General features: G+C 67.9%; 9 protein-coding genes. All 9 read right to left on the bottom strand.

The features are described 5' to 3' along the window. Positions 1-12: 12 nt before the first annotated feature. The 9 genes from ACIPRI_RS13730 to ACIPRI_RS13690 all read right to left on the bottom strand — a co-directional run bounded on the left by ACIPRI_RS13730 (position 13) and on the right by ACIPRI_RS13690 (position 11547). The gene (locus ACIPRI_RS13730) at positions 13-1272 is read right to left on the bottom strand and encodes a catalase family protein (protein ID WP_446622005.1); all 1260 of its coding nucleotides are present in this window, start codon (positions 1270-1272) and stop codon (positions 13-15) included. A gap of 3 nt (positions 1273-1275) precedes the next feature. Further along, a complete protein-coding gene (locus ACIPRI_RS13725) occupies positions 1276-2784 on the bottom strand; it encodes a Dyp-type peroxidase (RefSeq protein ID WP_446622004.1) in 1509 nt (502 codons plus the stop codon). Beyond that, positions 2781-4079 carry a hypothetical protein gene (locus ACIPRI_RS13720; RefSeq protein ID WP_446622003.1) on the bottom strand — a complete coding sequence of 433 codons (1299 nt, stop codon included), beginning with the start codon at positions 4077-4079 and terminating at the stop codon, positions 2781-2783. Before ACIPRI_RS13720 ends, ACIPRI_RS13725 begins: the two co-directional genes overlap by 4 nt. A gap of 19 nt (positions 4080-4098) precedes the next feature. Further along, complete coding sequence (locus ACIPRI_RS13715) at positions 4099-4530, bottom strand: hypothetical protein (protein WP_446622002.1); 432 nt, start codon at positions 4528-4530, stop codon at positions 4099-4101. A gap of 111 nt (positions 4531-4641) precedes the next feature. Continuing rightward, on the bottom strand, positions 4642-6507 hold the full coding sequence (locus tag ACIPRI_RS13710) for a GMC family oxidoreductase (protein ID WP_446622001.1): 1866 nt from the start codon (positions 6505-6507) through the stop codon (positions 4642-4644). A gap of 32 nt (positions 6508-6539) precedes the next feature. Next, positions 6540-9077: a hypothetical protein gene (locus ACIPRI_RS13705; protein ID WP_446622000.1), complete on the bottom strand. Its 2538-nt coding sequence runs from the start codon at positions 9075-9077 to the stop codon at positions 6540-6542. Positions 9078-9195: 118 nt separating this feature from the next. Continuing rightward, a complete protein-coding gene (locus ACIPRI_RS13700) occupies positions 9196-9864 on the bottom strand; it encodes an MliC family protein (RefSeq protein WP_446621999.1) in 669 nt (222 codons plus the stop codon). A 45-nt stretch (positions 9865-9909) separates the two neighbouring features. Continuing rightward, the gene (locus tag ACIPRI_RS13695) at positions 9910-10224 is read right to left on the bottom strand and encodes a hypothetical protein (protein WP_446621998.1); all 315 of its coding nucleotides are present in this window, start codon (positions 10222-10224) and stop codon (positions 9910-9912) included. A gap of 78 nt (positions 10225-10302) precedes the next feature. Continuing rightward, entirely contained in the window at positions 10303-11547 is a 1245-nt protein-coding gene (locus ACIPRI_RS13690) for a glycerophosphodiester phosphodiesterase (protein ID WP_446622104.1), read from the bottom strand. Positions 11548-11589: the final 42 nt, after the last annotated feature.

Below are 11589 nucleotides of genomic sequence, written 5' to 3'. Positions count from 1 at the left end.
CCGTTCTTTTCCTCAGTCGAAGGTCTCGTCCCCATTCGGCTCGTAGTGCGGCACCGCGTTCATGCGGTGCCGCAGCTGCGACAGCTCCCAGTACATGCGCTTGCGCGCCCGGCTCTGGTTGCCCAGCGGCCGGTGCTCGGCAATCGTGTGCCAGGGGTTGTAGGACAGCCGCTTGGCAAATTCCATCTGTGCCGGCGAATCGAACGTCTGCCTGGGAATGCGCAAGGTGGCGACCGGGATGCGCGGCGACAACTTCTCCGGCCACAGCACGGCCGCGTTCTCGATCGGCATCAGATGCGAGTCGGTCTGCATCTGCACGCGTACCTGCAGCTCGACATCGCCCTCGGCCAGCGTGTCCACCATCGCCTGGCGCAGGTAGTCGTCGGGCGGGCGCAGCGGCAGGCGCGGAATCGGCGTGCGTCGCTTCGAGGTGGGCCACACCGAATACTGCATGGCCTGCCCTTCGCCCATCAGGTAGGGCACGCAGCTGAAGTACGGCGCCTCGAAGGGGCTGCTCTGGGTCTTGATGAAGAGCGACTGCATGACAAGGTCCAGCACATGCGAATCGCGCCAATCGAGGAAGTAGAAGATCTGCGCGTTCTTCACGCTCCACTTCTGCAGCTGTGCATTGGCCTTGGCATCGGGCGTGACGAAGGTGGGGGTGGAAACGCCGAACATGTCCAGCGTGTGCTGTTCCTCGTCCAAAAGCTTCGGGCCGGGCACGCCCATCAGCTTGATGCTGATGCTCATGAAGCCCACGTCGTCGATGTCGGGCGTGATGTAGGGCCCCGGGCCGGAAAAGCGCACCCAGCACTTGAAGGCCTGCGGCTTCGCGTAGATGCCCCGGCGCATGGGTTCGGGCAGGCCGTCGTGCACGATGAATTCGCCGCGCACGATGCCCTGGGTCTTGGTGTTGCCGCCGCGCTCGTAGCCGCCGGGCTTCCACAAATCGCTCATCTGCCGGGTGAAGCTCTGCACGATGGAATCGGTCCAGGCCTCCTCGTCTTCCAGCAGCCTTTCTTGCGCGATCGCGAGGCCCTCGTCCTTGCGCCCGCGGTTGATGAGCGCGGTGGTCCACTCGGCCAGCCTGTCGCGCAGCAAGGCATCGAAGGCCGGCCGCAGGAAGGGGTCGATGCGCCGCTGCGCCCGCAGCAGCGCCAGCCCGGCGTCGCTGATGACGTCCAGCAGCGTGGAGCCGGTGTTGGCGCGTGGCGTGGGCCGGCTCGCATTGGAGTTGCTGTTGCTGCGCACGATCTCGCTGTCATTGTTCATGGGTTATGGCTCCTTCGCGATGTAGCGCAGGGCGCGGATGCCGGGCAGGAAGAAGTAGGCACCGCCCACCACGGTGACGAACTGCGGCAAGCCAGCCAGGCGTGCGTCGCAGCCGCTGTCGGTCGGCATGGAAAAGCCGTCCGTCGGCTCCTGGTCCAGGCCCGGTAGCCGATGGCCCAGCAGCGGATCGCTCTCGCCATGCAGGCCGGCAAAGCGGGTGCCGGCGATCCATGCGCCCTGCACGAATTCGAACTGTCGCGCAATGCTTGCGCCCAGGCAGATGAAGTGCAGGCCGGTGCCCTCCTCTTCCCCTGGTGGCGCCGTGCCGGCCAGGGCGGCATCGACCGACAGCCCCACGCCGTATTCGCGGCCGCGCCGCAGCAGCCGGTGAAAGCGGGTCGAGGACACGTGGTCCTGCGCCAATGCGTCGGCGTCGAAGCCCAGGGTGCGGATCAGGCGCGAAAGCAGGCCGCGGCCGCCCGGTGGCAGATCGGCATTGCGCGGATTGCTGCGCCGGATGTGGGCGCCGATTGGGCAGCGCTCGCCGCGCCGATCGCCGCGGTAGCTGAAGCTGTTGAGGGCGTCGTCCTCGCCTTCGATCGCCTCGCCCTGGCGGCCGACCAGGGGTTCGCCGTCCCGGGTGCGCCCCACCATGGCGGCGGCCAGCTGCTCACGCTGCGTGGCGTCGCCGCCGGCGGCCGCATGCACGAAGCGCCAGAAGCCGGCCACGTCCTGGCGCAGCTGGCGCAGCACCAGGTAGCTGCCATTGCGCCCCAGGTCGACCCGCTCGGGGCTTTCTTCTGCGCGCGGCAGCAGGCCTTCCGGGTCGAGTTCGTCCGCAAGCAAGGGCCGATCGGTGTACTCCCCGTATTCGTTGGGGTAACCCAGCAGGTACTCGCCCAGGCAGGACAGGTTGCTGTAGTCCAGCTGTTCCGCATCACGTACCGGGCGCCGGCGCGCCCAGTCCAGGCTGGGTTGCGAGATGCCGTCGACGAAGCCGAAGGGCTCGACGCCGTCCATGTCGGCGGTCGACAGCACGGCCATCCGCTCGAAGCCGGCCGCGCATTGGTCCAGGGTCTGCTGCTGCCAGGCGTCGAGCTCGCCCGGCAAGGCGTAAAGCATCAGCAACACATGCGGCACCTCTTGCGGCATACCGCCCCATTGCCAGCGGGCCGGGTCGTTGGCGCCCAGGTCGCCCAGGCGGCGCGCACGGCTGTCGTCGCTGCTCATGCCGGCAATGAACTCGCGCGAGAAGCCCTGCACGATGCCCTCGGCCAGCCCCAGCGCGCGCAGGCCCGGGTAGCTCATCGCCACCTGCAAGGCGGTGCGCGGCGGCGGCGACTGCTCGCGCGCGCTGCTCACCGGGCATCGGGCGAGCCAGGCGCGGGCGGCGGCGACATCGCGCACGCGCAAGAGCAGGAAGCTCGCCTGCGTCAGCTTGCGGTAGCCGAAGCGCACCAGGCCCTGGATGTCGTCGTGGTCGACCTTGGACGCGGCGTTCGCGCTGCTCATAGGAGCCTCAGCCAGGCCAGGGCCTGCTGCTCGTTCATCTCGCCGGCCTCGACGCCTTCGCGGATGCGGCGGTTGCGCTCAAGGTCGCTCAAGGTTAGGCCGGGGTAGGCCTTGTACCAGACCTGGGTGGGCAGTTGGTGCCGCCGCTGGTAGTGCTTGAAAGGCAACTCGTGGCGCGCCCCGCCCTTGATCAACCAGTCGGTTCGCGGCCAGCCGAAGCCGTTGGAGAACACCAGGTTCAGGCCCCAGGCCGCCTTGTTGACGAAGTCGTCCATGTAGCTCTCGTGGCTGCCGTCGTAGTTGCTGCAAAAGAGCACGCGCCGGCGGTCGTCCATGAACACCCAGCGGGCGAAGTGAATGGTCTGGATGCGTGCCAGGTGGCCCTTGCCGAACACGTGTCGGCAGGCGTAGTCGATTGCCAGCAGCACCAGCCGCACCAGCGCGCGGCGCAGCCAGCCGGGCTTGACCGGCCCCAGGGCGGTGAAGCTGTTGGACAGGTCGTGATCCTCCAGGCGCTGCATGGCCTGCACGTCTGCAGCATCCGGACGTGGATGGAACGCGGGGTCGCGCTTCTCCTGGCGGCGCAAGAGGACGATGCCGACAGGCAGCAGCACGATCCAGATCGGCAGCAACAGGAGCGCAAGCAGCGGCACGCCGATCAGGTGCAGGCCGTTGCGGAGCCGCCAGTCCGATGGCGTGGACTCGGGCGGCGTCAGGGTCAGCCGTCCTGCCGCGCGCTCGGCCTTCACGTGCGCCAGCAACTGGCGCCGAACCGCCCGCGGATCGAGCGCGACGCCGCGCGGTGCGCTTTCCGACAGGAGCTTTTGCAGCGCGCTTTCTTCATGCACCTGCCGCACCGTGCGGCCGATGCGGTTCACGTAGTTCGCGCCCACCGGCAGGTCGTGCGCCTTCATCCATGCCACCAGGCGCGCCGTGCTGCCGCCGTCGAAGCCCGCGCAGTGCGCGAAGATGCGCCGCAGGCCCGAGCCCGCCTTCTGCGCAAACTCCTCCAGCTGCTCCCGCGCCGGCCCATCGCATTCGCCGACGAAGGCCAGGTACAGCGGCGGCACCGCCGGCCGCGGCAAGCCGAAGGCTTCCAGGTCGGCCATGGTCGTATCGGGCAGCAGTGCAAAGCGCGCGAAATGCAGGCGCTCGAACAAGGCGAAAGGCAGCAATGCATTCTCCGGGTCGGCCATGCCGCTCTGGCGGTTCATGCGCTCGAGCATCTGGCGCAGCGAGGCTTCGCGGCCTTGCGCCACCTGCGCCACCACCGTGAAGGGCGATTGGGGGGTCACCGCATCGCCCGCGCTGGATTCAGAACTCGAGGCAGAAGTCGATCAGCCGGTCCTTGCCCCAGTACACCTTGCCCAGGTAGAGCTTGGGACTGATCAGCCGGATCTCGTCGCGGATCCACTTGGCGATCAGCGAGGTGTCGGAATAGTCCAGCACGATGCATTCCTTGCCGTCCAGCCAGCTCTCGCCCTTGTAGACCCGCGCCACGATGGCCTGCAGGCCGAAGAACAGCACCTTGTTCTTCAAGAGGCCCTTCTCCGCGTCGAACACCTTCCCCTGCCAGCCGAACACATTGACGATGGTCGCAATGTGCTCCGAATAGACGGTGCCCGGCGCCACGATGGCCGTGCCCTTGGCTTCGCCGTCGGGAATGTCGCCGGCCGGGCTGGCCTTGAACAGATCGTCGAGTTGCTCCTGCGTCATCGCCAGAAGCTGCTGCACGTCGTAGGCCATGGGGGCATCTCCTTGGGCGGCAAAGTGCCGCGGAAAAAAGTGTCGATCAGCCCCAAAGGAGCGTCAATTTGCCTAAAGGCGAATGGCGTGCGCGAGGCATTGGCCTAAAGGCTAGGGCGACGACGCCGGAACGCCCCGCGCCGCGGCCAGCACCATGTCCGCTGCCTTCTCGGCCAGCATGAAGATGGCCGCCGCCACGAAGAAGCCCGGAATGTGCGGGAAGGCCGAGGCGTCCACGACCCGAAGCCGCGCCACGCCGTGCACCGACAAAGTGCTGTCGAGCACCCCGCCCTCCTCGCGCGGGCCGATCGGGCAGGTGCAGGAGGCATGGTGGCCCCAGGCGGTGTCGCGCACGAACTGGGCCAGTGCCTCATCGCCCTGCACTGCGGCACCAGGCTGCAGTTCCTCTTCAATCCAGCCGCTCTCGATCAAGGGGCCGGTCAGGCCGCGCACGGACCGGATCGCTTCCACCAGCGCGCGCAGGTCCTCCTCGCTGCCCGGGCTGCCTTCCTCGAAGTGATGGAAGTTGATGAGCGGCATGTCCAGCGGGTCGGCCGAGCGCAGGCGCACCGTGCCGGCGCGGTTGCGCGTGCGGCCTTTCAGGATGGCCCAGCTGAGGCGGTCGTCGTGGCCGCTGATCAACTTGGAAAAGCCGGGAAAGTAGCCTTCGAATTGGGCCAGCAGCGCCATGCAGAACAGATCGGGCTCGGCTGTGGCGGCCTGGCTGGATCGGCTGACCACGCCGAGGGTGGCGCCGTTCGAGCCGTACATGCCGCCGCGCAAATCCTGCCAGCGCTGCCACAGCGCATCGCCGCGCGACCAGCGGGCGCCCTGCAGCACCTCCCAGGGCCGGCGCATGCGGTGCGTCAGCGCGACTTCGTAGCGGTCCTGCAGGTTGCGGCCCACGCCGGGCAGGTCGACCCGTGTCTCGATGCCGTGCGCCATCAGCTCGCGCACCGGGCCGATGCCCGAGAGCATCAGCAGTTGCGGCGTGTTGAAGGCGCCGCCGCACAGGATCACCTCGCGCTGCGCATGCACCTCGCGGCGCTCGCCGGGCGCTCCGTTCGGCGCGGCATGGGCACGGTAGAGCTGGGCGCCCTTGCGGTACTCGACACCACTGGCCGCGCCATGGGCGTCGAACAGCACGCGGGTGGCCAGCGCATCGAGCTCGATGTGCAGCCGCTCCGGGTGGCGCCGGGCCACTTCCCGCAGGCGTTCGCGCACGCCGGCGCGCCGGTGCTGCGATGTCGACAAAGGCGTGTAGCACAGGCCCTCGAAGCTGCCGCCGCGCAGGCGCCGCGCGTTCGGGTCGCCCAGGCCGCCGCGCACCCAGCGCCAGGCGCTCAAGAGCGGCGTCGGCAGCTTGCGGGTGAAGCTGCCAGCGCTGCCGATCAACAGGCGCACCAGGCCGTCATCGCGCAGCACCGACAGCGGCATCGACTTTTCGGTGCGCAGCCAGCCGCTCCAGCCATGCCCCGTCGGGTCGAGCCCGATGTGGCGCAGCAGCCGCCACAGCGGCCGGTGGCCGCAGTCCTCGATGCGCTGGGCATAGCGGCGCATGTTCTGGGCGCGCCAGGAGACGTCGCCAGTCAGGCGTGCGATCTCGTCCCAGTCACCATCGTGCGGCGGCATGAAGATCATCGCGTTGTGCACCGTGCAGCCGCCCAGGGCGCCGGCACGCGGATACAGCACGCCCTGCCCCGGCCGGTACTTGGGGTCGCGCGCCTGGCGCGCCTCGTCCCCGTAGTGGCGCACGTGGAAGTTCCAGGCCAGCGCCGGGTTCTCGCAGGCGAAGGCATGGAAGGCCGGCACCTCGTAGTCGTCGGGCATGCGCTCGGCTTGCTGTGGGTCGCTGCCGGCCTCGATCAGGAACACGCGCATGCCCTCCTCGGCCAACCGTGCGGCCAGCACGCCGCCGCCGGCGCCGGAACCCACGATCACGTAGTCCCAGTCCAGCGCCGTTTCCACGTCTGCCATGAGGGCCGGTTCTTATGGGTGAAAGCGGCGTTTCAGAAGGTCTTGAGGAAAGCGATCAGGGCGCGCTTGTCGGCGTCGCTCAGCTCCGGCTCTTTGCCGAAGGCCTTCTCGTCGGCCGACAGGCCGTCCTGCCGATTGAACTGCGCGGTGCCGAAATAGTGGCCGCGGTTGACCACGAAGTCCGGGCACTTGCTCAGGGCCAGCATCGGCTCGCGCAGGTCGGTGAAGTGCTGGCGCAACTGGACGTCGCTGGCGTCCTTGGGCGCCGTGAGCAGATTGACCTTCAGGCGCAGCGCCAGGGCACTGATGCGGGCCAGGTGCTCGGCTTTGTCGGCGATGTCGCCTTCCTCGGCGCGCAGCTTCAGGTTCGACAGGAGGGAGATCGGCACGCCCTTGGGGATGGGCCCCAGGGTCACGTCGCCGCCCTCGGAGAACAGCTGCGGCAGCCAGCGGTGCAGCCTGCCCTGCAGGGGCTGCAGGCCTTCGGGCACGAAGCCCACCGGAATCACCAGCTCGCTGCGCTCGGTGGTGCGGTCGATGGTGCCATCGACCTTGTTGCCCAGCTCCGAATCATGCTCGCGCTTCTCGGGCCACAGCATCTGCTCGATGGAAGCATTGAACACCTTCATGCGCGCATCCACCGAAGGATTGCCGTCGAAGGGGCCAACCGTGTTGTTGAGCAGGTAAGGCCCGGTGGACCACAGGCCGATGAGCGAGGGCACGCGGGTGTAGCCGCGCCCGCCCGCCGGCATCTGGTAGGGCCTGGATTCTCCGGTGAAGGGGTCGGCCAGCGTCACCGTGCCCACCGAGGGAAGCGACTTGTAGCTGCTGGAGGAGAAGTCGTTCCAGATGTTGCCGCCCAGCGCGTTGGTGGCCAGCGGGCTGCAGACATTGGTGCGCAGCAGGGTCGAGGGAATGCGCACGTCGGTCGAGAGGTAGTTGTTCTCCAGGAAGTCGGCCGCTGCAACGATCTGCCGCATCTGCTGCTTGTAGTCGTCGGTCTGGGTCCAGGCCCAGTAGCGCTGGAAGCAGTCGAGGTAGCCCGGACCGGCGCAGCGAGCCGGCGACAGGTCGATGGTCGGCTTGGGCGCCTTGCTCGAATGGCAGCGCGCGCAGGTGTCGGCGAAGACCTGCTTGCCCTTGTCGAGGCTGGCGTTGTCGGCTTGCAGATGCTTGTCGCCGCCGGGCGCATCCTTCAGCCGGTCGGGCTTCGCAGCCTTCAGGAAGAACAGCGCCGTGGCCGGCGTGCCCGCCTCGGTGGCCTGCCAGTAGCTTGAGTTCTTCTGCGCATCGGCGATCTTGATCGGCGTGATGGTCTTGCCGCCGACCACCGCATTGAAGTGCAGCAGCCACTCTTCGCTGAACAGGCCGATGTTGAGGTACACGCGATTCAGCGCGCCCAGCAGGCCCACCGAGTCGGCCCCGTCCTTCAGCACATGCGGGGTGCGCACCTGGTCGGGCGCGGTGAAGAAGTCCAGCAGCGGGCCGTTGTTGGTGAAGTCCTGAAACTGCTTGTTGTCGCGCTCGCCGCCGGCCAGCTTCTCGTTGCCGAGCCGCTTGGCCAGGTCCATGCGCGCCGGGAAGTCGTACACCGCATTCATGGTGCGCGGGTTGTTGATCGAATCGGTGGACACCAGCGAGGTGTCCATCGAGCCCGGCCTGAAGGTATGGGCCAGCTGGTACATGAAATTGCGCCGGCCCTCGGGCTTGTTGGCATTGAAGATGAAGAGCCGGTCCACCCACATGTACTGCGCGCCCACCGAGGAACTGAGGTTCTCGAACTTGGGGTTGCCGGGGTCAGCCGGCGGCTTGGTCGGGCTGGGCCCGATGTGGCAAAAGCCGCAGGACATGCCCACCCGGAAGGGCCGCACCAGGTCCTTGCGGTTGTAGTAGCTCGGGTCGGTGTAGTACTTCTCGGCGTCCCATGCCTTGGCCGCTTTGTCATCGAAGTCGGGGTTGGGAAAGAGCCGCAGGCCGGCGATGCCGGTGCCATAGCCGTAGAACGAGCCCAGCGGCTGCGTCGTGCCGTCGCCCAGCGGCTTGCCGCGCGAGCCGATCGCCACGCCGGGGTACTTGGCTTCATTCTCGAAGGGATCGGGCGCGCAGTCCTTGCTGCGCACGTCCAGCCACAAGCCGCGCCGCTCCTTCGACGGGCCCGCCGCCTTGTCGAAGCAGGGCTCGTTCACCAGGCCGAAGTAGTCCCAACGGTTGGCGCGCGAATAGCCCTGGCTGGGGTGCGAGCTCACCACCTTCAAGAGGTCGAAGGCGCCGAAGGTGTAGTCGGTCATCTTTGTCCAGAAGCGGTCGTTGCCGCCGCTCCAGACCAGCCACATGTTGCGGCCGCGCACTTCGTCGGGCGTGAGCTGCACGCCGCCATCCATGTCCTTGAAGTAATCCTCGTCGGCATGCGCAAAGGACGCGGCCTGGCGCCCTGCCAGGCGCGCCTCGTCGAGCACGGCGCCGGGCCGTGGTTCGTCCTTCTTCGAGCAGCCTGCGAGGACGCTGCCGAGCAGCAGCACCATCGAAGAGGCCAACAGCAGCCGCTTGCGGCTCGGCGAGCACCGGGTCATTGCCACTCCTCTTCTCTGCCGCATGCGGCGGGATTCAGATGCGGGCGAAGTTTGGGCGCCGGGGTTGGCCTTGGCTATTGGCCATGCGCGCTAACGCAAAGGTGGTAGCGAAAGCCGCTCAGCCGCCGCTCACTTTTTCCTTGCAGCTGGTCTGTGCGCTGCCCGCACCCAGGCGCACCACGGCCTCTTGCCCCTTGCTCCAGAACAGCTGCGCGTCTTCGCCGGCCGGGCCGATGTACCTGGCGCCGCTGGCACTGCGCGCGCGTTCGAACACCCAGACGCTGCTCTTGTTGCGCAGCCGAACCAGCGCAGGCTCCACGTTCACGAAGGTGGCGAAGAGGTGCCCTTCCATCCCCTCGCAGCGGTAGGCCACCGGCCCCAGGCTGATGCTCTTGCGCTCGACGCTGCGCGCCGTCCTGCTCATCACGCGCAGCTCGACGATGCGCGAGAGGTAGGCGTCGCGCGTGCACAGGGTTTCGTTGGCCACGCCGTGGCAGGCATCGCGGCGGCGCAGCCAGTCCTTCTGCGAATTGCGCGCCGGTGCGCCCCAGCGCGCCAGCCGGTACAGGCGCGCCATCTCGGCATCCAGCGCAGTCAGGAGCGGCGTCTTGCAGATCAGCAGTTCGACGCTGTCCGGCCTGGCCTTGGCGCAGTCGAAGCTGGGCACCTGCGCCTGCGCCTGCGCCTGCGCCGGCTTCGGCTGTTGCGCACGGGCGGACACACCCATCGCCAGGGCCGTGGCGGCGGCGACGAGGAACAGGGCGCGCGAGGCGGGACTGCAAGGCATGGTGGCTCGATACTCCTTCGAGCCTCATTGTCGGCGCCAGCGCGCCTACGGCAGAGCGAGCTCGCGCATGAGGTTGCTGCGCACCCACGTGAACGCGCCGGATTGGACGTTGCTCGCTTGCCAGCGGTGAAACTCGGGATCGGCTGACAACGGATCCGTCACCTTGGCGTAGGCCGTCGCATTCTCGAATCGCACGGTCAGGACATAGTTGCCCAGTTCGCCCGCGGCCACGGTCCACAGCTGCGGGTCGGGCGCGCCGTGCTTCTTCCAGAGCGCCGCGCCCACCCTCAGGGCTTCGATGACGGCTCCCAGATCGGCGCCGGGGTTGGGTCGCAGGACATATCGCGCTTCGTAGGCCATGGAAGTCTCCTTCGTCACCGCAGGAGCCAACATTGAAGCACCGAGGCGCCCGTGGGGCAATCGCCCCTGACGAATCTTTCAGTCGTTGCTGCGCTCGCACTTGCGTGCATTGACCAGGCAGGCCGCGTAGTCGGGGTCGTGCTTGAGCAGGAACATCGCACGGGCCGCCACCGCGGTGTCGGCGAAGTCGCTGAACAGGCCGTCGACCCCGGCCTCGTAGAAGGCCAGGTATTCATTGACCGGGTTGCCGCCGAAGCTGCCGGTCAGGCGCTTTTGCTCGCTGCGGAAGGTGTAGGGATGCACCAGCAAGCCCAGGCGATGTGCGTTGGCGATCACCGGCGTGGCGGGCAGCAGCACGCGGTCGCGCTCGTCGACCGCACCGTCGCCGGTCACATCGGCGCAGGCACCGTTTTGCACCGTCTTGCAGGCGCTCGGGATCAGGTAGGGCTTCCAGGGGCCGATGCCGTCGGCGTAGCCGCGCACTTCCTGCAGGCCGGCGGGCGTCAGCAGGTCGGCAAAGGTGCCGGCGCGGTTGCTGATGACCCAGTCGTAGGGCTTGTCGAAGGGCGGCGTGAGGTCCATCGAGCCGTCGGGCTTGACGTCGTTGGCATCCACCAGCTGCACCAGCCGCACGCTGGTCTTGCTGCGCAGGTAGCGCAGGTTGGCCGTCTCGAAGGACTGGATGAACACTGGCGCGTTGCGGTGGTTCCAGCCGGCCGCGGTCAGCGCCGCCAGCAGCCGGTCTTCCAGCGGCAGGCCGATCTGCTGGTGGTAGGTGGGATGCTTGGTTTCCGGATAGATGCCGATGCGCCGGCCCTCTTCGCGCGACTTGCGCTTGGCCAGCTCGATCACCTCGGCCAGGGTGGGGATCTGGAACTTGCCGTTGAAGGCCTGGTCGCGCTCGGGAAAGGACTGCACGGCACGCAGCTGCTTGATCTCGGCCAGGGTGAAGTCGCTGGCGAAGAAGCCGTCGACCGGCACGCCGTCGACCATGGCGGTGCGGCGGCGTGGCGCGAACTGCTGCAGGTCCTTGACGTTGGTGGTGTCGATCAGGTTGGGCTCGTGGCGCGCGATCAGGTGGCCGTCCTTGGTGGCGACCAGGTCGGGCTCGATGTAGTCGGCGCCCAGCTCGATCCCCAGCGCATAGGCCTCCAGCGTGTGCTCGGGCAGGTAGCCGTTGGCGCCGCCGCGGTGGCCGATCACCAGCGGTGCGTTGTCGGCGCGGCGGCGGCCGCGTTCTTCGTCGCGTGCGGTCGCCGGGGCGGCGGCGGCCAGCAGCAGTCCCAGGCCCAGCAGCGCCAGGCCCAGCTTCTTCTTGGTCATCATCACAGAGCTCACGATCGTCTCCTCATCACGGTTGATTGA

This window comes from Variovorax sp. LARHSF232 (assembly GCF_052871435.1).
This window is presented reverse-complemented; position numbering and strand designations above follow the sequence as displayed.

Coding starts and splice junctions, on each gene's coding strand:
- ACIPRI_RS13700 (WP_446621999.1), bottom strand. CDS start 9,864: ATGCCTTGCAGTCCCGCCTCGCGCGCCCTGTTCCTCGTCGCCGCCGCC.
- ACIPRI_RS13695 (WP_446621998.1), bottom strand. CDS start 10,224: ATGGCCTACGAAGCGCGATATGTCCTGCGACCCAACCCCGGCGCCGAT.
- ACIPRI_RS13725 (WP_446622004.1), bottom strand. CDS start 2,784: ATGAGCAGCGCGAACGCCGCGTCCAAGGTCGACCACGACGACATCCAG.
- ACIPRI_RS13705 (WP_446622000.1), bottom strand. CDS start 9,077: ATGACCCGGTGCTCGCCGAGCCGCAAGCGGCTGCTGTTGGCCTCTTCG.
- ACIPRI_RS13715 (WP_446622002.1), bottom strand. CDS start 4,530: ATGGCCTACGACGTGCAGCAGCTTCTGGCGATGACGCAGGAGCAACTC.
- ACIPRI_RS13730 (WP_446622005.1), bottom strand. CDS start 1,272: ATGAACAATGACAGCGAGATCGTGCGCAGCAACAGCAACTCCAATGCG.
- ACIPRI_RS13710 (WP_446622001.1), bottom strand. CDS start 6,507: ATGGCAGACGTGGAAACGGCGCTGGACTGGGACTACGTGATCGTGGGT.
- ACIPRI_RS13690 (WP_446622104.1), bottom strand. CDS start 11,547: ATGACCAAGAAGAAGCTGGGCCTGGCGCTGCTGGGCCTGGGACTGCTG.